The organism is Allocatenococcus thiocycli, from assembly GCF_921292965.1.
GTDB classification, from domain to species: domain Bacteria; phylum Pseudomonadota; class Gammaproteobacteria; order Enterobacterales; family Vibrionaceae; genus Vibrio; species Vibrio natriegens.
The window spans coordinates 127,534-148,982 of the sequence record NZ_CAKLCK010000002.1 but is presented as its reverse complement, the minus strand read 5'-3'; the positions used below and the strand labels follow the sequence as shown (position 1 = coordinate 148,982).

General features: G+C 46.1%; 22 protein-coding genes and 1 other RNA gene. 16 read left to right on the top strand and 7 right to left on the bottom strand.

Features of this window, described 5'->3' with window-relative positions; translation table 11 throughout:
* Nucleotides 1-3: 3 nt before the first annotated feature.
* Together ssrS and L9Q40_RS02485 are read right to left on the bottom strand one after the other, a co-directional pair.
* A non-coding RNA gene (gene ssrS, locus L9Q40_RS02490) (6S RNA) lies at nt 4-188 on the bottom strand.
* An 8-nt stretch (nt 189-196) separates the two neighbouring features.
* Nucleotides 197-505, bottom strand: coding sequence for a cell division protein ZapA (locus L9Q40_RS02485; protein ID WP_020333986.1), 309 nt, complete (start codon nt 503-505; stop codon nt 197-199).
* A gap of 248 nt (nt 506-753) precedes the next feature.
* On the opposite strand from L9Q40_RS02485, the gene L9Q40_RS02480 reads away from it, so the two are divergent.
* Genes L9Q40_RS02480 through L9Q40_RS02470 form a run of 3 tightly spaced genes read left to right on the top strand, consistent with a single transcriptional unit; the run spans nt 754 to nt 3,789 of the window.
* Nucleotides 754-1,332, top strand: a complete 579-nt coding sequence (locus L9Q40_RS02480; protein WP_020333985.1) for a YecA/YgfB family protein — start codon at nt 754-756, stop codon at nt 1,330-1,332.
* A gap of 27 nt (nt 1,333-1,359) precedes the next feature.
* Entirely contained in the window at nt 1,360-2,538 is a 1,179-nt protein-coding gene (gene ubiH / locus L9Q40_RS02475; protein ID WP_422831017.1) for a 2-octaprenyl-6-methoxyphenyl hydroxylase, read from the top strand.
* A gap of 42 nt (nt 2,539-2,580) precedes the next feature.
* The gene (locus L9Q40_RS02470; protein WP_118119381.1) at nt 2,581-3,789 is read left to right on the top strand and encodes an FAD-dependent 2-octaprenylphenol hydroxylase; all 1,209 of its coding nucleotides are present in this window, start codon (nt 2,581-2,583) and stop codon (nt 3,787-3,789) included.
* A gap of 60 nt (nt 3,790-3,849) precedes the next feature.
* Here L9Q40_RS02470 and L9Q40_RS02465 read toward each other — a convergent pair whose 3' ends face one another.
* The 3 genes from L9Q40_RS02465 to ygfZ form a co-directional block, all read right to left on the bottom strand.
* On the bottom strand, nt 3,850-4,056 hold the full coding sequence (locus L9Q40_RS02465) for a DUF1107 domain-containing protein (RefSeq protein ID WP_014233006.1): 207 nt from the start codon (nt 4,054-4,056) through the stop codon (nt 3,850-3,852).
* Nucleotides 4,057-4,689: 633 nt separating this feature from the next.
* On the bottom strand, nt 4,690-5,163 hold the full coding sequence (locus L9Q40_RS02460) for an aminoacyl-tRNA deacylase (RefSeq protein WP_239948459.1): 474 nt from the start codon (nt 5,161-5,163) through the stop codon (nt 4,690-4,692).
* Nucleotides 5,156-6,124 carry a tRNA-modifying protein YgfZ gene (gene ygfZ, locus L9Q40_RS02455; protein ID WP_498791824.1) on the bottom strand — a complete coding sequence of 323 codons (969 nt, stop codon included), beginning with the start codon at nt 6,122-6,124 and terminating at the stop codon, nt 5,156-5,158. The genes L9Q40_RS02460 and ygfZ overlap by 8 nt, the downstream gene beginning before the upstream one ends.
* A 186-nt stretch (nt 6,125-6,310) precedes the next feature.
* Here ygfZ and L9Q40_RS02450 point away from each other — a divergent pair, with 186 nt between their 5' ends.
* The gene (locus L9Q40_RS02450; protein ID WP_014233003.1) at nt 6,311-6,571 is read left to right on the top strand and encodes an FAD assembly factor SdhE; all 261 of its coding nucleotides are present in this window, start codon (nt 6,311-6,313) and stop codon (nt 6,569-6,571) included.
* Nucleotides 6,540-6,965, top strand: a complete 426-nt coding sequence (locus tag L9Q40_RS02445) for a protein YgfX (protein WP_498791823.1) — start codon at nt 6,540-6,542, stop codon at nt 6,963-6,965. The genes L9Q40_RS02450 and L9Q40_RS02445 overlap by 32 nt, the downstream gene beginning before the upstream one ends.
* Before the next feature lie 28 nt (nt 6,966-6,993).
* Here L9Q40_RS02445 and nadB read toward each other — a convergent pair whose 3' ends face one another.
* Entirely contained in the window at nt 6,994-8,616 is a 1,623-nt protein-coding gene (gene nadB, locus L9Q40_RS02440; protein WP_263837462.1) for an L-aspartate oxidase, read from the bottom strand.
* 575 nt (nt 8,617-9,191) lie between these two features.
* On the opposite strand from nadB, the gene rpoE reads away from it, so the two are divergent.
* The 11 genes from rpoE to acpS all read left to right on the top strand — a co-directional run bounded on the left by rpoE (nt 9,192) and on the right by acpS (nt 18,498).
* Complete coding sequence (gene rpoE, locus L9Q40_RS02435) at nt 9,192-9,770, top strand: RNA polymerase sigma factor RpoE (protein ID WP_014233001.1); 579 nt, start codon at nt 9,192-9,194, stop codon at nt 9,768-9,770.
* A 26-nt stretch (nt 9,771-9,796) separates the two neighbouring features.
* Complete coding sequence (locus tag L9Q40_RS02430; RefSeq protein WP_498791822.1) at nt 9,797-10,432, top strand: RseA family anti-sigma factor; 636 nt, start codon at nt 9,797-9,799, stop codon at nt 10,430-10,432.
* Nucleotides 10,429-11,388: a sigma-E factor regulatory protein RseB gene (rseB, locus tag L9Q40_RS02425; RefSeq protein ID WP_498791821.1), complete on the top strand. Its 960-nt coding sequence runs from the start codon at nt 10,429-10,431 to the stop codon at nt 11,386-11,388. The genes L9Q40_RS02430 and rseB overlap by 4 nt, the downstream gene beginning before the upstream one ends.
* Before the next feature lie 16 nt (nt 11,389-11,404).
* Nucleotides 11,405-11,875: a SoxR reducing system RseC family protein gene (locus L9Q40_RS02420; protein WP_498791820.1), complete on the top strand. Its 471-nt coding sequence runs from the start codon at nt 11,405-11,407 to the stop codon at nt 11,873-11,875.
* Between the two features lie 160 nt (nt 11,876-12,035).
* Nucleotides 12,036-13,829, top strand: a complete 1,794-nt coding sequence (gene lepA / locus L9Q40_RS02415) for a translation elongation factor 4 (protein WP_014232997.1) — start codon at nt 12,036-12,038, stop codon at nt 13,827-13,829.
* 104 nt (nt 13,830-13,933) lie between these two features.
* Nucleotides 13,934-14,833, top strand: coding sequence for a signal peptidase I (gene lepB / locus L9Q40_RS02410; protein WP_014232996.1), 900 nt, complete (start codon nt 13,934-13,936; stop codon nt 14,831-14,833).
* Nucleotides 14,834-14,907: 74 nt separating this feature from the next.
* Nucleotides 14,908-15,585: a ribonuclease III gene (rnc, locus tag L9Q40_RS02405; protein ID WP_014232995.1), complete on the top strand. Its 678-nt coding sequence runs from the start codon at nt 14,908-14,910 to the stop codon at nt 15,583-15,585.
* Nucleotides 15,578-16,540, top strand: coding sequence for a GTPase Era (gene era, locus L9Q40_RS02400; protein ID WP_014232994.1), 963 nt, complete (start codon nt 15,578-15,580; stop codon nt 16,538-16,540). The genes rnc and era overlap by 8 nt, the downstream gene beginning before the upstream one ends.
* Before the next feature lie 105 nt (nt 16,541-16,645).
* Nucleotides 16,646-17,377 carry a DNA repair protein RecO gene (recO, locus tag L9Q40_RS02395; protein WP_498791819.1) on the top strand — a complete coding sequence of 244 codons (732 nt, stop codon included), beginning with the start codon at nt 16,646-16,648 and terminating at the stop codon, nt 17,375-17,377.
* Nucleotides 17,374-18,105, top strand: coding sequence for a pyridoxine 5'-phosphate synthase (gene pdxJ / locus L9Q40_RS02390; protein ID WP_020333976.1), 732 nt, complete (start codon nt 17,374-17,376; stop codon nt 18,103-18,105). Before recO ends, pdxJ begins: the two co-directional genes overlap by 4 nt.
* 12 nt (nt 18,106-18,117) lie before the next feature.
* Nucleotides 18,118-18,498 carry a holo-ACP synthase gene (gene acpS / locus L9Q40_RS02385; protein ID WP_020333975.1) on the top strand — a complete coding sequence of 127 codons (381 nt, stop codon included), beginning with the start codon at nt 18,118-18,120 and terminating at the stop codon, nt 18,496-18,498.
* 83 nt (nt 18,499-18,581) lie between these two features.
* On the opposite strand, the gene barA is transcribed toward acpS, so the two are convergent.
* Entirely contained in the window at nt 18,582-21,380 is a 2,799-nt protein-coding gene (gene barA, locus L9Q40_RS02380) for a two-component sensor histidine kinase BarA (protein WP_498791818.1), read from the bottom strand.
* Nucleotides 21,381-21,449 lie beyond the last annotated feature (69 nt).

Below are 21,449 nucleotides of genomic sequence, written 5' to 3'. Positions count from 1 at the left end.
GAGGAATACCCCAGGGTGCCGTTGAGGATTGTGGCCCTTGAACCAGCTGGTTCAAGGCGGATCAGCACTGATAACCGTAGGCTTCTCGGTACATGCCAAGCTTGCTCAATAGTTACCAAATACTAACCCTTAGGTATTGCTTATCGGCTCAGGGACTTACATCCTGCTGACGCACACCCCAGGGTAAATTTTGTATTTACTGCTGTCCTTGCGTAACTTTACTTAATGCGTTCTCTAGAGACGCAGTGAGCTGTTCCATTCGCTCAGTAATTTCTTGCTGTTGCCCGCTCGATTCGTATGACTTGGTCTGTAATTCATAACAAATGTTCAACGCGGCAAAAGTCAGCAGCTGAATTTCATTGGTTACCTTAGTACGTTCGCTCATCTCTTTCAATCGTCGATCGAGATCTTTTGCTGCTGCAACGAGAGACTCTTCTTGGCCCGCAGGACAATTCACTCGAGTTACTTTGCCTAGTATTTGAACGTCGATCGCTTGATTGCTCATGATGAATAAACTCTATATTCGCGCTATCTAAGGTGTTGCTCTATGCAACTACCGAGGAGGAAACTATAGGAAAACCGCTATTAAGATTCAAGCATTTCCCATCACAGAAAGAGAAATGATGACGTGATCACACAGGAATTCGGCAAATTGAGCAAATGGTGTTCAAAATGAATTTGATAGTCGTTTCGGACGACTAGGCTTGATGGTAGGATATATCGAAACAAATTTATGCAATAATGAGCCAAGCTATGAGTGAAATCACCCTTCCTGAATACCAATCTATTGCTGCTGAGTTAAAATCTGCAAGTCTGGCGGTTACCCCGGCAGAGTTACACGGGTTGCTTGTCGGCATGCTAAGTGGTGGATTGGCGATTAACGATCAAACCTGGCAACCAATCCTGTTTGATTACACTAACGACGGCATGGGCTGGCCTGCTACATCGTTGGCATTCGCACAGAGCGTATTCAAAGTTTCTGTCAGTGAGCTTACCGGCTCTTCAATGGAGCTGTCGTTATTACTGCCAGATGAAGCTGGTGAAGAAGGTTTGTTTGCTTTAGCCGACGGTTTGTCTGATTTTGTTAACCACTTTATCTCTGGCTTAGGCTTGGCTGGCATTGCGATTGGCAAAGCTTCTGACGATGTAAAGGAAGCGTTGGCCGATTTAGAAGAAATTGCCAAGTTGGGTATTGATGAAGACGACGATCTTGGCGAGCAAGCGCAGCTGCTTGAGCAAGTTATCGAACATGTTAAAGCGTGTGTTCTGACTATCCATGCCGAGTTTGGTGCACGACCTGATAGCAGTGACAGTAAACCAACGATCCACTAATTACAGATTGTTCAGAGGTAAGTAAGCATGAGGCAATATGATGTAGTCATTGCTGGTGGTGCTATGGCTGGTGCGACGTTGGCACTGGCGATCGAACACTTATCCAAGGCGGCTCTGCGCATTGCTGTCGTCGAGCCATTTAAAGCTCAGTCGGATTCCCACCCAGGGTTTGACTCGCGCTCTATCGCCTTATCATACGGAACCGTTAATCTACTGCGCCACTTACAGCTTTGGTCAGTCATCGAGCCTTTTGCTACGCCAATTGAACATATCCATGTTTCTGACCGTTCTCATGCAGGGATGACCGATATCACCAAGCAAGAGGTTGGGGTTGAAGCGCTGGGATATGTGGTTGAGCTTGCTGATGTCGGACGTGTTTACCAAGAGTTACTTACAAACAGTGCCTCGATAGATTTCTTCTGTCCCGACTCCGTCACCTATATTGAACGAGAGCAAGATCATACTCAGGTTGAATTAAGCAGCGGGGAAAAGCTAGAAGCTAAGCTTTTAGTCGCGGCCGATGGTGCCGTTTCACAGTGCTGCCAGCAAGTCGGATTAGAGTTGTCTGAACATGACTTTGAGCAAGTGGCTATAATTGCTAACATCGTAACTCAGGAGCCGCATCAAGGGCGTGCGTTTGAACGTTTTACTGAAAACGGACCCGTTGCTTTGCTGCCGATGAGTGACAACCGTATGTCGCTGGTGTGGTGTTTGCACCCGGATGAAGCTGAATCCGTATTGGCACTCTCTGAGAGTGCATTTCTTGCACGCTTACAGCATGATTTTGGCTGGCGTTTAGGTGCTCTTAAGAAAGTAGGGCTACGTGCAAGTTACCCGCTATTGCTGCGCCATCGTAAGCAGAATATTTCACACCGTTTTGCAATTGTGGGTAATGCCGCTCAAACACTGCACCCGATCGCCGGGCAAGGCTTCAATCTGGGTATTCGTGATGTGGTGTCTCTGGCTGAAGAAGTTATTAAGCAGAGTGAAGATGTTGGGCGTTATCAAGGCTTGATGCGTTTTAGTCAGCGTCGTGAAGCAGACCGTAGCGAAACCATCTGGTTAACAAGCTCGCTCGTGCATGTTTTTTCAAATGATTTACCCGCGATGCGAATCGGGCGCAATGCCGCTTTAGCCGCGATGGATAACCTTTCTATTTTTAAGCAGCCACTTCTACGCCACACTCTTGGCTTAGTAAAACGATGATCGGTTGCAACGAATTAGCTAAAAACTAGGTAAGTAAAAGCAATGATGCAAAGTGTAGATATCGCCATCATCGGCGGAGGAATGGTTGGGTTGGCGCTTGCCGCCGCATTCAAAGACAGTGATCTGCGAATCGCTGTCATTGAAGGTAGCGTACCTGACGATAAACTGAATGAACTGCCCGATGTGCGCGTGTCTGCATTGAGTCGCTCTAGTGAAACCATATTACGTAAGCTGGGAGCCTGGCAGGGCATTGAACAGCGCAGAGCGTCGCCATACTATGGCATGGAAGTTTGGGAACAGGACAGCTTTGCCAAAATAGAGTTTGATGCCCAAAGCATGGCGCAGCCTGATCTGGGCCATATTGTTGAAAACAGAGTGATTCAACTGGCACTGCTCGAGCAAGTTGAGAAGCAAGACAACGTGACGCTGTTTATGCCTGCCCGTTGCGCTACATTAGCCGTTGGTGAGCAAGAAAGCTGGCTAACACTGGATAATGGACAAGCGATGACGGCCAAACTAGTGGTTGGTGCGGATGGTGCAAACTCTTGGTTGCGTCGTCAGATGGACATTCCGCTTACTCATTGGGATTATGGCCATAGCGCGTTGGTCGCAAATGTAAAAACTGCCGAACCGCATAACCATATCGCGCGTCAGATTTTTACTCCACATGGCCCACTGGCACTATTACCAATGTCTCAACCTAATATGTGCTCCATTGTTTGGTCGACAGAGCCAGACAGAGCTGAGCATTTACTTGCTATGGATGAACATGAATTCAATAAAGCGTTAACCAGTGAGTTCGATGCACGTCTTGGCTTGTGTGAGGTGGTAGGCGCACGCGCCGCATTTCCGCTTAAAATGCGTTATGCACGAGACTTTGTCGTCGAGCGAGTAGCATTAGTGGGTGACGCTGCACATACCATTCATCCACTTGCTGGCCAAGGTGTGAACTTGGGGCTTCTGGATGCAGCAAGTTTGGCTCAGGAAGTTCTGGCTTTATGGAATCAAGGGCAGGATATTGGTAGTAAGCGTAACCTTCGCAGTTACGAGCGCTGGCGTAAGGCGGAATCGGCTAAGATGATTGCTGCTATGCAAGGTTTCCGTGACTTGTTCTCTGGTGAGAATCCGGCTAAGAAGCTGATACGTGGTATTGGTTTGAGCCTGGCTGGGCAATTACCTGGGGCGAAAGATGAGATCATGAAACGAGCGCTCGGGTTGAAAGGTGATCTGCCAGAGTTAGCACGTCAATAGATGTTTATCTGAGAACAAAAAAAGGCTGAATCATTCAGCCTTTTATTCAGTGAGTGTTAGCTAAGCATATGCGCATCGGAGTTTCATTATTTCTTTGTTGATCTCTTTTACTGCTCTGAAGTGACGTTGCTCCGCTTTCTCAGGCAGCATTAGTTTTCCGTTATCAAACTCGAATTTACCGACCCCGTAAATATAAATTCTTCCCTTAAAAAGACGACTTATATGTTTAGCAATCATACCTGGTGTATAGCGCTTAAACAGTCTCATATTTACTTTCCTTTTTTCTTACCTAGCTCAGGTTATTCTACGTTTTTCACGCGAAATTATTGTGATAGCAATACTACTAAGTGCAGGTGAGATGTAACAACTTAGAGATTTGTGCTGTCTTTGGCAAATTGACGGCTTTATGTCTCAAATTGCGTGAGGATTACCCCAAAATTCACCTATTAAGAAACGTTATTCGTTCTTTATTCTTTTGTACGTGGTGCATTAAGCAATAGTTTTGTTACAGGATTAAGAATAGAAGGAAATTGAATGTTTGCTAAATGTTTCTTTTTTAACGCTCATTCCATTTTCTCTTGTTACTTATTCTTAGAGTAAGAAGGCTGAGAAAAAGTTCATACAAAAAAAAGCCCGCTTTAGCGGGCGAATAGTCACAGATGCATTACACAAAAGTGGATTGCTGACTTAACAAAGACTGTTATCGAAATCAGCGGATTCACTTTATGTCGGCTAAGTCCTGTTGAAAACTCAACCAACACAAGCATCATATACGAGTTTTTTCTTAGTGACTATTTATGTTTTAAAAATGATTAAAAATTCTCAAGCAATTTACGCGTGATGTGATCTGTGTCACGTGTTGGGAGCTGGTGTTGTAATCGATTACGCTCGTGGTCTAAATCAACGACAAATATCCGCGACGACAGGCTGACATAGCTTGACTAGGTCATCGATTGATAAAGCGATGCCTGCCATTCGATCACCACTGCTGATCGTGACTTCCCCTTCGTTTAAGAGGCTTGGGTCAAAAACGATTGGCATATGACGTTTAAGTAACAGCGGAGTCACGGTGCCAATTTTGTATCCGGTAATGCTTTCAACATCCGCTTGGTCGACACAAGTCATGCGTCGGCACTGAAGGAGTGAGCGAACCTTTTTTGGGTCAACACTTCGGTCTCCTGGAGCACAGGCAAGTGCATAAAGATTCCCCATATCTCTCAACAGGATAGCTTTAACCATTTGAGAAGGGCGAATGCCACGCTGCTGCGCGGCATCTTCAATGGTGGTAGAAGGTCTTTGATGCGGTAGCAAGCGAAACGTGATGTTTTGCTCTGCCAAAAACTGCATTAAAGGTGTTTCAATGAGTTTACTCATCATCAAGGCTGTAAGGCAGTTCTGCGATGGTCCATTCACATTCTGGCTGAGAAACTAAACGCAGGCGCGTGTCGTCATCTAAGTTATTGGGTAAGACGATCAAGCCAATTGCTTGGTTATCGGCAAACTGGTAATGAGTCAGTAGAGCACCAACTGATCGCCAGTTCTCACCAACACTACGTTCTAGTTGGACTGGTTCATCATTGAGGTTTGTCGCTGTTGCGCCTTTCACGATGTACATCGCACGTTTATTCGTACCTCGGTATTTGGCACGTGCCACGGTTTCTTGCCCAGTGTAACAACCTTTAGTGAAGCTGATACCACCAAGTGCTTGCAGGTTGAGTGCTTGTGGAATGTGCTCGTTTTGCGCCGCTGCTGGTACAAATGGTAGTGCCACTTCAATCTCAAAACGGTTCCAAAGTTCATGTGTCGTCAGTGTAGCGTCACTGTTTTCAATCATCGATTGAGCCGCATCGCTGGTCAACAGTAGCAGCCAGCGGTTGTCTGCCACTTTGACGGCAGTGCCGCCGTTAATCGCACGTACATCACCAGACTCTTCGCTGATGCCATCGATAAACGAATTGGCTTGAGAGCCAGCAACGCCAAGAATAATGTCGTTGGATTCTTCGATCGTAACTTTGGAAAATACAGCGTATTTCTTAATTTCTTTTAATTCGATTTCAAGGGCTGACTTCGGTTGGATCAGTCCGTAGCCATCTTGGTGATGGAATAAACGGAAAACACTCCACACTTTGCCTTTGGCATCACAATGTGCCCCAAGTGTTGATTGGTCTTTCTCTAAAGAGACAACATCGCAGGTGACCTGGCCTTGTAAGTATGATTTTTTGTCATCACCTACCATGGTGATCATGCCTAAGTTATCCAACAGTGAGATAGAGAGCTCAGGTAAAGTATCTTGAGTTGATAGGGGTAGAGCTGAAAAGCGAGTTTGCCATTCCATGATTACAATGCCTTTTGAAGATGTTTTTCAGCTATGTTAATTCGAGAATCGTTATTTGTCAGCTTTCATTATAAGCAAGTACTCTCAAGGGGTTTGGTTCGCGTATTGTGACCCGTACACTAGTTGCGTAGCATATCCCTTGTTACACTCCGCACTTATAACAAGACATCTATGAAGGAATAATGAATGTACACTCCTGAAGAAAAGGCGCGTATTAAATGGGCTTGCCGCAGAGGTATGCTTGAGCTGGATGTGGTGATTATGCCGTTCTTTGAAGAGTGCTTTGATGCGCTGAGTGAGCAGGAACAGCATGACTTTGTTTCTTTGCTTGAGTGTGATGACCCTGATCTGTTTACCTGGATTATGGGACATGGACGTAGTGAGAACCTGAGCCACGCTTCAATGGTTGATAAAATTGTCGCCCACAACCTCAGTAAAGTTCGTTAATCTCACACTTTCCTCCTCAAATGCTGCCCGAGTTATTAGCTTTGTTCTTCTTTTCTCTATGACTTGGGCGGTCACCCTTTCCGATACCCCAATTGTATTATCTATTTATCTGTTATTAATGATCGCGAAGCTGCACTTTGACCAACTTTTGGTTGCCCCTGCCAGCCAAGGTATCTGGTCTTTTCATTGTAACGGTACGGTAAGAACTGAATCAAAGCAGACTCAGATTAAGCGGATCGATTTGTCGACTCTGCCTTTTAAGATCGCTATTACACTGCAATCAGGAGATAGTGTGACAGTATGGCGTGATAGTTGCGCCGATACACAGTACCGTCAGTTAAGCCTGGTATTGCGTCAGTGGGAAATAAAACAGGGAGCCGATGCTCCCTGTTGATATGTTGGATTAAGCTCTGTCACCAAAATTATTTATCAGACAGTTGCTTCGCCGGAGTTAGAATCGTCGGTCCACTGTTTTCCAATTGGTTTGGGTAATCAAGTGTGTAGTGCAGGCCGCGACTTTCTTTGCGTTGCATCGCACAACGTACCATCAGTTCAGCGACTTGAAGTAGGTTTCGCAGCTCAAGCAAGTTATTGGATACGCGGAAATTACTGTAGTACTCGTGCGTTTCTTGCTGCAGCATCTGAATGCGTCGTAGTGCACGTTCCAAACGCTTATCCGTACGAACAATGCCCATGTAGTCCCACATAAACAGACGCAATTCGTGCCAGTTATGCTGGATAATGACTTCTTCATCACTGTTAGTTACCTGGCTTTCGTCCCAGCAAGGCACTTGAGGAGCTAGCTCGACTTCAGAGCGGTGTTTCAGAATGTCTTTTGCCGCAGACCATGCGTAAACCACACACTCTAACAGCGAGTTAGACGCCATGCGGTTTGCACCGTGAAGGCCGGTGTAGCTCACTTCACCGATCGCATATAAGTTTTTAAGATCGGTACTTCCGTTTCTGTCTACGATGACACCACCACAGGTGTAGTGGGCTGCCGGAACAATCGGAATCGGCTCTTTGGTCATATCAATACCCAGATCCATCAAGCGAGAGTAGATGGTCGGGAAGTGCTTGGTAATGAAATCCGCTGGCTTATGGCTAATATCGAGATACATGCAATCAGCACCCAGACGCTTCATTTCAAAGTCGATCGCACGAGCAACAACATCACGCGGGGCTAACTCTTTACGTTCATCAAAATCCGGCATGAAACGAGAGCCATCAGGGCGGCGTAAGTAGGCGCCTTCACCGCGCAGTGCTTCTGTAAGCAGGAAGTTGCGTGCTTCTGGGTGGTACAAGCAGGTTGGGTGAAATTGGTTGAACTCCAAGTTTGCTACGCGGCAGCCAGCACGCCACGCCATGGCAATACCATCACCAGATGAAACGTCTGGGTTGGATGTGTATTGGTACACTTTTGAAGAGCCACCTGTCGCAAGTACCACAAATTTTGCACGTACGGTTTCTACATGCTCTTCGTTACGGTTCCAGATATAAGCGCCGATGACTTTATTTTTGTCACCACCAATTTTATCTTCCGTGATCAGGTCAAGCGCATTGTGTCGTTCAAGAACATGAATGTTTGGATGATTGTGTGCGTTATCTTGCAGGGAAGTTTGCATCGCCATACCCGTTGCATCCGCAGCGTGCAGAATACGGCGACAACTGTGTCCGCCTTCTCGGGTTAGGTGGTAACGAGGTTCTTCGTCGGAGTCGTCTTCTTCACGATCGAATGGAACACCGCCATCAATGAGCCACTGTACACATTCTTTTGAATGCTCAGCGATAAATCTCACAGTCTCTTCATCACAGATACCATCGCCTGCGATTTGGGTGTCTTCAACGTGTGATTCAATCGTATCTGACTCATCAAACACCGCTGCGATACCACCCTGAGCGTAATAGGTCGCCCCTTCGCTACGTGGCCCTTTACTAAGTACCATTACTTTACAGTGATTTGCGACACGTAAAGCCAACGACAAACCTGCGGCTCCACTCCCTACCACTAACACATCACATTCATGTTCACGATTTGTGTTCATATAACTTTCATAATCCCAAGCTAAGACAACAACGTTATCTTGTATATTATTTGCACACCATGTGCACTTCCATTAGCGTGACATCCGTCACTAAGGGCTAAGTTGGGAGTTTCATCTAAATTACAGTTACTCTGGTGACTTGAGCCACTCTTCTTTTTAAGTATGCCCAGGTCGGAGACCTTAAATTACATACGAATATTTTTTGAGCTTTATTTAACAACGCGTTATTCAGACAGCCAACAGCCATGCAAATGATAAGTAATAGTTTATCAATATCATTGCTTTTCCATGCTCTACCCAGCACAATTTGGACAGAGGGCGATTATTATACCCATTTCCCCCTAATTTGCTCGCCTGACAAACTTAGATTTAAGTTTAAGAAGAGTAGGGATTTGGCGCATGACATCACACTGTGAAAAAACAATGATAAAAATTTGGGAAGTCCCGGAACTTTCTCATTCACATTGCAGTCACAATAGTGCTCAAGTAAGCAGTGGTGTCAATACTACGTTTTGCAGAAATAGTACCCATATCTGAGAAGAGTAGGGGCATAACAAATAGGAGTATCCGCTCGAATGAACGAGCAGCTGACCGATCAAGTATTGATTGAGCGAGTTCAGAATGGCGATAAGCAAGCATTCAACCTGCTGGTAACGAAGTATCAGAACAAGGTATGTAATCTTATCTCCAGATACGTAAGTAATCCTGGCGATGTTCCAGATGTAGCACAAGAAGCGTTTATCAAGGCTTACCGAGCTATCCCCAGTTTTCGAGGGGAAAGTGCGTTTTATACGTGGCTGTATCGCATTGCAGTGAATACTGCGAAAAATCACATTGTGGCCCAAGGTCGAAGACCCCCAGCGACAGATGTTGATGCTGAAGATGCTGAATTTTACGAAACAGGTAGTGCACTTAAAGAAATTTCGAACCCTGAGAACTTAACGTTGTCCAAAGAATTGCAACGGGTAGTGTTCAGTGCAATCGAAGCCTTACCTGAAGATTTAAAAACAGCAATGACGTTGCGAGAGCTTGACGGCTTGAGCTACGAGGAAATTGCTGAAGTAATGGATTGCCCGGTAGGAACGGTACGCTCACGTATCTTCCGTGCTCGTGAAGCGGTGGAAAAGAAAATCAAACCTCTTTTACAACGCTAGTACAAGTAATAACTATGGTGAAAACAATGGCTGACAAAGAAAAACTTTCAGCTCTCATGGATGGAGAATTGATCGATAAGGCTTTAATTCAAGAATTAGGGCAAGATCAAGAGGGCCGTAAAGCTTGGCAGAATTATCACCTGATAGGTGATGTGATGCGAGGCGAAGCGCCAGCAAAACCAGAGTGGAATATTGCTGAAAGCGTGGCGTTAGCGTTAGAAGATGAACCAGTGCATCGTGCTGTCGATTCACATAGTGCCAACGTAATTTCAATTACGGATGCACCTAAAGAGTCGCAACCAGAACCGCAAAAAGCCAAACGTCAGCTACCAAGTTGGTTGACTCAATTTGGACAAGTTGCCGTTGCTGCGTGTGTATCGCTAGTCGTCATCTTAGGTGTACAGCAGTACGGTGGAAGTGATTCTACGGTACCTCAAGCTGAACAGTTGCCTGTATTGCAAACCGTTCCATTCGCGGGTATCGCGGGTAGTGCAGAACCTGTGAGTTTAACTCGTGAATCCGTAGAGCGTTCTATGGGTGAAGCAAATATGCAGGAGCAACGTAAGCGTGTTCATGCTATGCTGCGAGACTACGAATTACAGTTAAGAATTAACAGTGATGCATCTCAGCAAGATGCGACTCTGACTCCGGATGTTGAATGAATAAATTCCTGATCAGCGCTTGCGCTCTGTTCAGTATGATGTCTTCACAAGCCTTTGCTGGTGATAAACCAGCGGAGGCTTTATTGCATCAAATGAGCGAGGCAAGTAAGAATTTAAGCTACGAGCTCTCTTATATCCTCATCAAAAAGAACAGTATTGAACCTTTACTGTACCGCCACGCGACTCACGGTGAAGAGCAATACGCCCACCTTATTTATCTCAGCGGCCCTGTGCGTGAAGTCATTCTCCGTGGTCGTGAAGTCAGCTACATCGAAACAGGTGCAGAGCCTTTCACGATAGAATCTGGGAAAATGGTTGCACCGACCATCCCAATGCTAAATACCAACATTGATGAACTGAATCGCTATTATGACTATGTTCAGGTTGGTCGAGCTCGTGAAGCCGGTGTTGCTACTCAGGTGTTACGTATCGTACCGAAAGATGGCTTACGCTATTCATACATCCTTTGGGTTGATGAAAAGAGCAAGCTTCCACTGCGAGCTGATCTTGTTGATCGCGATGGCGAAGTACTAGAGCAATACCGTACGATTTCATACACAGTGAATACTAAAATCGCTGAGCTCATGAGTGGCTTAGAAGATGTTCAGTTACCTGCTGTTCTTACCATGCCTAAAGGTGAGGTAAGCACCAGCGACTGGGTTGTCGGTTGGATACCAGATGGTTTTGAGGCTAATGAACTCAATCGCTACCGCATGGCGGTCAGTGATCAAATGGTAGAAAGCCAAATGTATTCCGATGGGTTATTTAATTTCTCGGTTTATGTAGCGAGTAAAGATGAGCACTCATTGAAAGGTCAGCTTGTACGCCAAGGTCGCAGAACGCTGCACAGCTACGTAAATGGCGATTATGAAATCTCCGTCGTAGGCGATATTCCTCCTGCAACCGCGCAACGTATAGCTCAATCTATTACATTTAAAGTAACCAATAATCAGTAAACATGAGTAACGTGCGATGATGACTGCGCTAGCGACTGTGACAGGGGTTGAGCGTCACGGTAAGCGATATGAAATTGACCTGAGCTGCGAGCAGCAAACCAGTTGCAGCAGCTGCTCGTCTCAAAAAAGTTGTGGCACTGGTGTTGTCACGAAAGCCATTGGTAATAAAAGCCTTTCCTGGCATTTGCGCACAGAAAAATCCGTGCAAGTCGGACAAGTCGTCGAAATTGGTTTCCCTGAATCCAGTTTAATTAAATCTGCGATGGCGGTGTACCTGCTGCCACTGTTTGGTCTGATACTCGGTGCACTTTTCGGCCATCTATTGTTTGTTCCTCTCATCTTTGGTGGTGAAGGCGTAATTATTCTCTCTTCAGCACTTTTTGCTGCTGGTGGCGTTTGGTTAGCGAAGCGTGTATCCAAGCCACTTGAAGATGAATCGCAGCGCCAAGTTACGTTAGTTCGAGTGCTTGGAGAGCCGATCCAGTAAGCTCTGACCCCGCCCCCTTTCAGTCACTTGGGTTTATGTACTTTAAATTACGTGCGCCCGCTAACGAAATTCGGTAGAATCTGCCAACTTGATTGAAATGCCATCAGATGATGGCTTTCTTACTGTCCCTATTTTGTAAAGAGTTAGTCAGCCTAAATCTATGAAGCACATTCGTAACTTTTCGATTATCGCCCACATCGACCATGGTAAGTCGACCCTATCAGACCGTTTAATCCAAGTTTGTGGAGGATTGAGCGATCGTGAAATGGCCGCACAGGTTCTGGATTCAATGGATCTTGAACGTGAGCGTGGTATCACCATTAAATCTCAGAGTGTGACGCTAAACTACACCGCTAAAGACGGTGAAACATACCAGCTAAACTTCATCGATACTCCGGGACACGTAGACTTTGCATACGAAGTATCACGCTCTCTAGCCGCTTGTGAAGGTGCGCTATTGGTGGTTGATGCTGGCCAGGGTGTAGAAGCGCAAACGCTAGCGAACTGTTACACCGCGATCGAAATGGATCTGGAAGTTGTGCCAATCCTAAACAAGATCGATCTTCCAGCTGCAGATCCAGAACGTGTAGCAGAAGAAATTGAAGAAATCGTTGGTATCGATGCGATGGAAGCAACCCGCTGTTCTGCGAAAACAGGCTTGGGTGTTGAAGACGTACTAGAAAACATCGTATCAGCGATTCCAGCACCAGAAGGTGATCCAGACGCACCGCTACAAGCTCTGATCATCGACTCATGGTTTGATAACTACCTTGGCGTTGTTTCTTTAGTGCGAATCAAAAATGGTTCACTGAAGAAGAACGACAAGATCAAAGTAATGAGCACAGGTCAATCTTGGGGTGTAGACCGTTTGGGTATCTTCACACCTAAGCAAGTGGACACTGAGGTTCTAAATACTGGCGAAGTAGGCTGGGTTGTTTGTGGTATTAAAGACATCCTTGGCGCGCCAGTAGGTGATACTTTGACACTGGCGAAAAACGGCAGTGACAAACCACTACCAGGCTTTAAGAAAGTAAAACCTCAGGTATACGCTGGTTTGTTCCCTGTATCATCGGATGATTACGAAAACTTCCGTGATGCGTTAGGTAAATTAAGCCTGAATGATGCGTCACTATTCTACGAGCCAGAAAACTCTGCAGCTCTGGGCTTTGGTTTCCGTTGTGGTTTCCTTGGCATGCTGCACATGGAAATTATCCAAGAACGTTTAGAGCGTGAATACGATCTAGACCTAATTACGACAGCGCCTACGGTAGTCTACGAAGTAGAGAAAACCGATGGTGATTTGCTGTATGTCGATAGCCCAGCGAAACTGCCTGCGGTAAACGACATCGAAGAAATCCGCGAGCCAATCGCGCGTTGTAACATTCTAGTGCCGTCTGAATACCTAGGTAACGTTATCACACTGTGTGTTGAAAAACGTGGTGCTCAGGTGGATATGGTTTATCACGGTAACCAAGTAGCCGTGACTTACGATATTCCAATGGCAGAAGTGGTTCTCGACTTCTTCGACCGTCTGAAATCGACTTCTCGCGGTTATGCTTCTCTGGATTACAACTTCCAGCGCTTTGAAGCGTCGAACATGGTTCGCGTAGACGTACTTCTGAACGGTGACACGGTTGACGCGCTAGCGATGATCACACACAAAGATCAGTCTCAGACTCGTGGTCGTCAGTTGGTTGAGAAAATGAAAGAGTTCATCCCTCGTCAGATGTTTGATATCGCGATTCAGGCTGCGATCGGTAACCACATCATCGCGCGTTCGACGGTTAAACAGCTACGTAAGAACGTTATCGCGAAATGTTACGGTGGTGACGTGAGCCGTAAGAAGAAACTTCTGAAGAAACAGAAAGAAGGTAAGAAGCGTATGAAGCAGATCGGTAACGTCGAACTGCCTCAAGAAGCGTTCCTGGCGATTCTTCACGTAGGCAAAGACTAGAATTGAACTTTGTTCCATTCTTGTTGGTCATAAGACGTTAGAACTTAAATTAAGTGAAAGAGTTAGCGCTCTTTCACTTTCGCATTTTTAGATAAGGGAATTTAATGGCGAATACATTCTCACTGATTCTGGTTATCGTGACCTTGGTAACTGGTGTAGTTTGGCTTTTGGAAAAACTGGTGTTTGCAAAGAAACGTCAGGCAAAAGTCGCAGAGATCGAAGCGCAAACAGCTAACGGCTTAGATGCAGTCACCCTGCAAAAAGTAGAACGCCAGCCTTGGTGGGTTGAAAACAGCGTCTCTATTTTCCCTGTGATCGCGTTTGTACTCGTATTACGTTCTTTTATCTATGAACCGTTTCAAATCCCGTCTGGCTCAATGATGCCTACTTTGCTGGTTGGGGATTTCATCCTGGTAGAAAAATATGCCTACGGTCTGAAAGATCCAGTATGGCGTACTGAGCTGGTAGAAACAGGCAAGCCAGAACGTGGCGATATCGTCGTGTTTAAATATCCTCCTCACCCTAGCATTGATTACATCAAGCGTGTGGTTGGTCTACCAGGGGATATCGTGCGTTACTCAAACGACAAGCAGATTTGTATTCAAAGCAAAGGTGAATCGAGCTGTAAGCCAGTTAAACTGAGTAATGTCGAAGAGAGTCAATTTAGCTCAAATGGTATCCCGATGATCCAGTTGGATGAAAAACTGGGTAACGTTGAGCACAATATTTTGGTTAACCCAATTGTTCGCAATCATGTGGAGCAGTACTTCCCACGTAGCGGAACAACAGAATGGGTTGTACCACAAGGTCAGTACTTTGTGATGGGTGATAACCGTGACAACAGTGCAGACAGCCGTTACTGGGGCTTTGTTCCTGAAGCAAACCTAGTCGGCAAAGCTGTTGCCATTTGGATCAGCTTCGAGTTTGAGCGTGGCGCAGATAGCGTTCTACCTTCATGGATTCCAACTGGTGTGCGTTTTAACCGCATCGGTGGTATTCACTAACTTCTCGTTATATTTGAAGTCGCTTAGTTGCCACTCCAACTATATAGAGAAATAAACATTAATGTCGAGAGAGTATGAATTCTCCAATTGATAAACTAGAGCGTAAGCTCGGCTACCAGTTTAAAGATGCCGAGCTTATCAACTTGGCGCTGACTCACCGCAGCGCCAACAGTAAGCATAACGAACGTCTTGAGTTTCTGGGCGATTCAATTTTAAGTTTTGTCATCGCTGATGATCTGTACCATCGTTTCCCTAAAGTGAACGAAGGTGACATGAGCCGTATGCGTGCTACTTTGGTTCGCGGACACACATTGGCGGAACTGGGTCGTGAATTCGATCTAGGAGATTATTTAAAATTAGGTCCAGGTGAATTGAAGAGTGGTGGCTTTCGCCGTGACTCTATTCTAGCCGATGCGGTGGAAGCCATTATTGGTGCAATTTACCTAGATAGTGATATTGAAGCAGTTCGTGGCATTGTACTGAGCTGGTACAAGTCTCGCCTTGAAGCCATTAAGCCTGGTGTATCACAAAAAGACCCAAAAACTCGCCTCCAAGAGTTCCTGCAAGGCAGAAGAAAACCACTGCCTGTGTACACAGTGACTAATATTAAAGGTGAAGCGCACAACCAAGAATTTACGGTTGAGTGTGAAGTCGCAGGTGTGGATAAACCTGTAATCGGTAAAGGCACCAGCCGCCGCAAGGCAGAACAGGCGGCAGCGGAAACAGCACTTGAGCAATTAACTAATGGCTGATAACGAATTCGATATCGATGCATACTTTGCATCACATGGTGAAACGAGTTCACCAGAAAACCAGCACTGCGGCTTTATCGCCATTGTTGGTCGTCCAAATGTAGGTAAATCGACCCTTTTAAACAAAATCTTGGGTCAGAAGATTTCGATTACCTCTCGCAAGCCGCAAACTACACGCCACCGTATTATGGGTGTGGACACTGACGGTGATTATCAGGCGATTTACGTCGATACACCTGGACTTCATATTGAAGAAAAGCGTGCGATCAACCGTTTGATGAACCGCGCGGCAAACTCTTCGTTGAGTGATGTGAACTTGGTGTTCTTCTTAGTCGATGGTACCCATTGGACTAAAGACGACGAGATGGTACTGACGAAGTTGCAGAAATCGAACTTCCCTGTTGTGCTGTGTGTAAACAAAGTCGACAACGTACAAGATCGCAATGAAGTGATGATGCACATGGCGGACATGTCTAAGAAAATGGACTTTGTCGACGTTGTGCCAATCTCAGCGAAGCAAGGCAAGAACATCGATGTACTGCGTAAACATGTACGCGACCACTTACCAGTAGCGACGCATCACTTCCCAGAAGAGTACGTGACAGACCGTTCACAGCGCTTTATGGCATCTGAAATTGTTCGTGAGAAACTGATGCGTTTCACGGGTGAGGAGCTTCCTTACTCAGTGACGGTGGAAATTGAACGTTTTGACTACAACCCGGAAACCGATGGCTTCCATATCAATGCACTGATTCTGGTTGAACGTAGCGGCCAGAAGAAAATGGTGATCGGTAAAGGTGGCGAGAAGATCAAAACCATCGGCCGTGAAGCTCGCCTGGATATGGAAGAGCTGTTTGGTCGTAAGGTTTATCTCGAAACTTGGGTTAAAGTGAAATCTGGTTGGGCTGACGACGAACGTGCGCTGCGCTCACTGGGTTACATCGACGATCTATAAACTTGAAGCGAAGCCACTTCGCTCCAACATCGATTAGAATAAGGAGCCGCTTGGCTCCTTATTTTTTATTACTCAGTAATTAGACGATTAGGCACACCGATATAGATGAGTAACCAGTCCTCTGAAGGCTTACAACGCTGCTTTGTTTTGCACCGAAGACCTTACAGTGAATCGAGCTTGATACTTGATGTGTTCAGTCAGGAGTATGGCCGCATCACATTGATGGCCAAAGGCGCGCGTAGTAAACGTTCGAACCTGAAAGGGGCGCTACAGCCATTCACTCCACTGTTACTAAAATGGTCAGGCAAAGGGTCAATGAAAACCTTAAGACAGGCTGAACCTATCAGCCTTGGCTTACCCTTAACAGGTATTAACCTTTACTCTGCTATGTACGTTAATGAATTGATTGGACGTGTATTGATGGCAGAAGTGCCAATGCCAGCCTTGTTTCACGATTATCTGCATGCATTAACCGAACTTGCTCAGTGCGATAATCCTGAGCCAGCACTGCGACGATTTGAACTGGCCTTGCTTTCTACGATGGGGTATGGCGTCGACTTTATGCACTGTGCAGGGACAGGTGAACCTGTCGAAGCGAACATGACTTACCGTTATCGTGAGCAGAAGGGATTTATTGCTTCCGTGAGGCGAGACAACCTGACATTTTTAGGTAATGAATTGATTGCAATCAGTGAGCGGCGCTTTGTCACTAAAGAGCAGTTAAAAGCGGCAAAACGCTTTACACGTATAGCCTTAAAGCCGTATCTTGGCGGCAAACCTTTAAAAAGTCGTGAATTGTTTATTCACACACCCAGAGCACGGAGTAATGGAAAATGAGCTCAATCTATTTAGGCGTTAATATCGATCATATTGCTACTTTACGTAATGCACGTGGTACAAAATATCCGGATCCTGTTCATGCTGCTGAAATTGCAGAACGAGCGGGTGCTGATGGTATCACGATTCACTTGCGTGAAGACCGCCGACATATTTTGGACCGTGATGTACGTATTCTGCGTGAAACTATCCAGACGCGCATGAACCTAGAGATGGCTGTAACCGATGAAATGGTTGAGATTGCTCTGAAAACCAAACCTGAATTCGTTTGTTTAGTGCCAGAGAAGCGTGAAGAACTAACGACAGAAGGTGGCCTGGATGTGGTTGGTCAACTGGCTAAAGTGAAGGCGGCAACGGAGAAACTAACCGAAGCGGGTATTAAAGTTTCTCTGTTTATCGATGCAGACCGTCAACAGATTGATGCTGCAAAACAATGTGGCGCGCCTTATATTGAACTTCACACTGGTCACTATGCTGATGCGACAACTGAGGAAGAGCAGCAAGCGGAACTGAAAAAAATTGCAGCTGGCGCAAGCTATGCTGACGATTTGGGTATCATCGTTAATGCGGGCCATGGTTTGACTTACCATAACGTTGCCCCTATTGCAGCGTTACCAGAAATCTACGAACTGAACATTGGTCACTCGATCATTGGCCGCGCTGTCTTCGATGGCTTAGAGAAAGCGGTTGCTGATATGAAAGCTTTGATGATCGAAGCTCGCAAGTAATCAGGCACACGAATGGCTATTTTAGGTTTAGGCACCGACATCGCGGAAATTGAGCGCATTGAAAAAGCGCTGGATCGCACTGGCGAGTCATTTGCTCAGCGCATTCTTTGTGAAGAAGAGATTCTGAAGTTTTCACAGCTAAAGCAAAAAGGGCGTTATCTTGCCAAACGTTTTGCAGCCAAAGAAGCGGCATCGAAAGCGCTGGGAACCGGCATTGCAAAAGGGGTGACCTTTCACGACTTTTGCGTGACTAACGATGATCTGGGGAAGCCGGTAATTTCCTTGTCTGGTACGGCACAGCAAATAGCTCAAAAATTGGGGGTGAACCATGTTCATCTTTCGATCTCTGACGAGAGACACTACGCTGTTGCGACCGTGATTTTAGAGTCCTGAATCGTCTGAATTTCTTGTAAATAAACCAAATAGCAAAAAGCCAGAGCATCTGCTCTGGCTTTGTCGTTTTAGTCAGGGGATATTTACTGCTCTAGATAGAGCTTAGCCGTGGTCGTGACCTTAATCATTTCATCCTGTAGCTCAAACATTTCCGGCTCAATGTCGTCAAGTTCAGCGCCTGAGCGAAGTGCTTGCTCCAGCGTCGCACACAATGATTTTAACCTTGGCACGCCGCAATACGAGCTACTGCCGTGCAGCTTGTGAATGACATGAATGAGCTCTTCACGGGCAAAGTTTTCTTCTTCTAGGGCTTGAGCAACCACATCATCCACTTCTGGGATAAAGTCGATTAACATGCGCAGCATATCTTTGGCCAAATCTTCTTTATTCGCACTCTGTTTCAACGCGGCTTGCCAATCGATAATGACATCTTGGTGAGCCTTTTCTGTTGCATTTAGAGCTTCACCTTCTTGTTCATCAACATACGAAGGTGTGACTTTTCTGAAGCTTTCCGCGCAAGCATTTGGGTTCCAGTGAACCAAAACCTGTTGCAGCACATGCTCTTCTATTGGTTTGGTGAGGTAATCATCCATACCCGCTGCGAGTAGACGGTCACGCTCGCCTGCCATCGCATGTGCGGTTACCGCAATGACTGGCGTATCTTTGTTGAGCTCAATCTGCTTGATATGTTTACAGGCGGTCACCCCATCCATATGTGGCATTTGGATGTCCATGAATATCATGTCGTACTTTTTCTCGGTCGCCAGATTCACGGCTTGTTGACCGTTACTGCATGCGGTTACCGTTTCAACACGCTCTTTCAGCAAGGCCGATATAAGCTTCAGGTTGGCGGGGTTATCGTCAACAGCGAGAACGTGCAGTGGTAAACGTTCTTCTTCTACCGTCTTAATCGGCGCTTTCAGTGGCTGAGGCGATTCAACATGTTCGCTGATCAGACTTTGTAGTAATCGACGGCGGGACAAAGGCTTGGTCAAACACTGGATTTGATGTTCCTTCATAATCTGGTCTGCCAGCGCAAGCTCAGTACTTGGCGTCCCCATGATCACGCTTGGTGCCATTTGCTTCGCTTGTTCTATCCAGGCTTCAACCGATTGCTCATCGTAAGTCTGGTTTGCAGCCAAATTGAGTAACACGTAATCGTAGTGTTCATTTGCTTCAGGCAACGAGGAGCGATAAGTGACTAAGATGCCTTCCTGACTTAGGATCTGCTGCGTTACCGATGCTGCCTGCATGTTTGGTTCCACCAGTAACAGCTGTTTGCCAGTAAGCAGTTCAATCTCGATCAGATCGCTCATAGGCATTTCTGTCGAGTTGAGGCGCAGGGTAAACCAGAACGTGGAGCCTTGGTGCAAGCGGCTGGTCAGGCTAATTTCTCCCCCCATCTGGCTAACCAGTTTCTGGGTAATGACCAGACCAAGACCTGTACCACCATAACGGCGTGAGATGCTAGCATCGGCTTGGCTGAATGCCTGGAAGAGCTGCGCTTGTTGACGTTCTGAAATACCGATACCGGTATCGCGAACCATAAATTGCAATTCGACCGAATCGCCAGACTGGGAGCGCATTTCAACACTGATATCAATGTTGCCGCGTTCAGTAAACTTGATCGAGTTACCAACCAGGTTAGTAAGAATTTGCTGAATACGCAGAGGGTCACCAACCAAGCCTGGTGGAATTTTAGGATCGACTTTGAGCGTAATTTCCAGCCCTTTCTCATGCGCACTGGTCGCTTGAAGGTTGACGACTTCTTCCAGACTTTCACGGAAATCAAACGGGATGTTTTCCAGAGCTAGCTTACCCGCTTCCAATTTAGAAAAGTCGAGGATATCGTTAATAATATTCAGCAGGTTGTTTGCCGATTTTTCGATCGTTTGCAGGTAATCCGTCTGACTATTAGAAAGTTGCGTTTTGAGCATCTGACGCGTAAAGCCAATCACGCCGTTCAGCGGGGTACGCAGTTCGTGTGACATATTGGCCAGGAACTCTGATTTCACACGTGCGGCTTCTTGAGCACGCTTCTTCGCGATGTCTAACTCAACGTTCTGGATTTCCAGCTGTTCTAAGGTTTCACGCAGGTCAGAGGTAGCCTGATCGATACTGTGTTGCATCTCGACGTGGTATTCCGAAAGTGAGACGGCCATAGCGTTGATACCATTTTTTAGCTGATCAAGCTCACCATGCATTTTCCCTTCGATACGAACGTCTAAGTGGCCGCGTCGAATACGGTCTACAACGTTTTTCATGTGTGTGATCGGCTGAGTCACATCATGCATTAAACGAGAGGCGAACACGCTGGCAAGACCGAGTCCTAAAATCAGTACCAAAAAGGCTGAGAAGACTTCCTGATATTGCTGAAGACGCAGAGACGAGAGATCCAGCTCCACAGCAATGTAGCCGATGGCTTTGGTCGCTTGGCTTTTATTAGACAGATCCGTCAGGTAATGCCCTTCAGATAAGATAGGCACACGCAAAATCAGGTAATTATCGTAGATTTCCGAATTTCCCAACGGTGGGATAGGCTTATCTTTCGGAAACATCAACGCTTCGAAATTAGGGTGGAAGTTTGAGGTTACAAACAGTTCATGATGCGCATCGAAGACGGCAATGCTTCGAACCAGTTTCGAATTTTTGCGGTGAGCGTAGCTGATAAGGCGTCGGACTGCTTCACGGCTTTCTGTCAGTAGGTGAGATTCACTGGCAATCGCTAGCGGTTCGATGATGCTATTACCTGTGGTGATAACTTGTTTCTCAAGATCCTGATAGCGGTTAAATGAGAAAAAGCCGCTCAGCAATAAGCCAATAATGAGAGTGGGAGCGAGAGTCAGTGTAATTACACGTGCTCGTAAGCCATATCTGGTCATGTTATCTAATTACATCGGAGTCTGGATATGGGAAAATAACGCATTATTTCTCAAGCGCACGATAATGCC

Coding starts and splice junctions, on each gene's coding strand:
- L9Q40_RS02485 (WP_020333986.1), bottom strand. CDS start 505: ATGAGCAATCAAGCGATCGACGTTCAAATACTAGGCAAAGTAACTCGA.
- L9Q40_RS02480 (WP_020333985.1), top strand. CDS start 754: ATGAGTGAAATCACCCTTCCTGAATACCAATCTATTGCTGCTGAGTTA.
- ubiH (WP_422831017.1), top strand. CDS start 1,360: ATGAGGCAATATGATGTAGTCATTGCTGGTGGTGCTATGGCTGGTGCG.
- L9Q40_RS02470 (WP_118119381.1), top strand. CDS start 2,581: ATGATGCAAAGTGTAGATATCGCCATCATCGGCGGAGGAATGGTTGGG.
- L9Q40_RS02465 (WP_014233006.1), bottom strand. CDS start 4,056: ATGAGACTGTTTAAGCGCTATACACCAGGTATGATTGCTAAACATATA.
- L9Q40_RS02460 (WP_239948459.1), bottom strand. CDS start 5,163: ATGAGTAAACTCATTGAAACACCTTTAATGCAGTTTTTGGCAGAGCAA.
- ygfZ (WP_498791824.1), bottom strand. CDS start 6,124: ATGGAATGGCAAACTCGCTTTTCAGCTCTACCCCTATCAACTCAAGAT.
- L9Q40_RS02450 (WP_014233003.1), top strand. CDS start 6,311: ATGTACACTCCTGAAGAAAAGGCGCGTATTAAATGGGCTTGCCGCAGA.
- nadB (WP_263837462.1), bottom strand. CDS start 8,616: ATGAACACAAATCGTGAACATGAATGTGATGTGTTAGTGGTAGGGAGT.
- rpoE (WP_014233001.1), top strand. CDS start 9,192: ATGAACGAGCAGCTGACCGATCAAGTATTGATTGAGCGAGTTCAGAAT.
- L9Q40_RS02430 (WP_498791822.1), top strand. CDS start 9,797: ATGGCTGACAAAGAAAAACTTTCAGCTCTCATGGATGGAGAATTGATC.
- rseB (WP_498791821.1), top strand. CDS start 10,429: ATGAATAAATTCCTGATCAGCGCTTGCGCTCTGTTCAGTATGATGTCT.
- L9Q40_RS02420 (WP_498791820.1), top strand. CDS start 11,405: ATGATGACTGCGCTAGCGACTGTGACAGGGGTTGAGCGTCACGGTAAG.
- lepA (WP_014232997.1), top strand. CDS start 12,036: ATGAAGCACATTCGTAACTTTTCGATTATCGCCCACATCGACCATGGT.
- lepB (WP_014232996.1), top strand. CDS start 13,934: ATGGCGAATACATTCTCACTGATTCTGGTTATCGTGACCTTGGTAACT.
- rnc (WP_014232995.1), top strand. CDS start 14,908: ATGAATTCTCCAATTGATAAACTAGAGCGTAAGCTCGGCTACCAGTTT.
- era (WP_014232994.1), top strand. CDS start 15,578: ATGGCTGATAACGAATTCGATATCGATGCATACTTTGCATCACATGGT.
- recO (WP_498791819.1), top strand. CDS start 16,646: ATGAGTAACCAGTCCTCTGAAGGCTTACAACGCTGCTTTGTTTTGCAC.
- pdxJ (WP_020333976.1), top strand. CDS start 17,374: ATGAGCTCAATCTATTTAGGCGTTAATATCGATCATATTGCTACTTTA.
- acpS (WP_020333975.1), top strand. CDS start 18,118: ATGGCTATTTTAGGTTTAGGCACCGACATCGCGGAAATTGAGCGCATT.
- barA (WP_498791818.1), bottom strand. CDS start 21,380: ATGACCAGATATGGCTTACGAGCACGTGTAATTACACTGACTCTCGCT.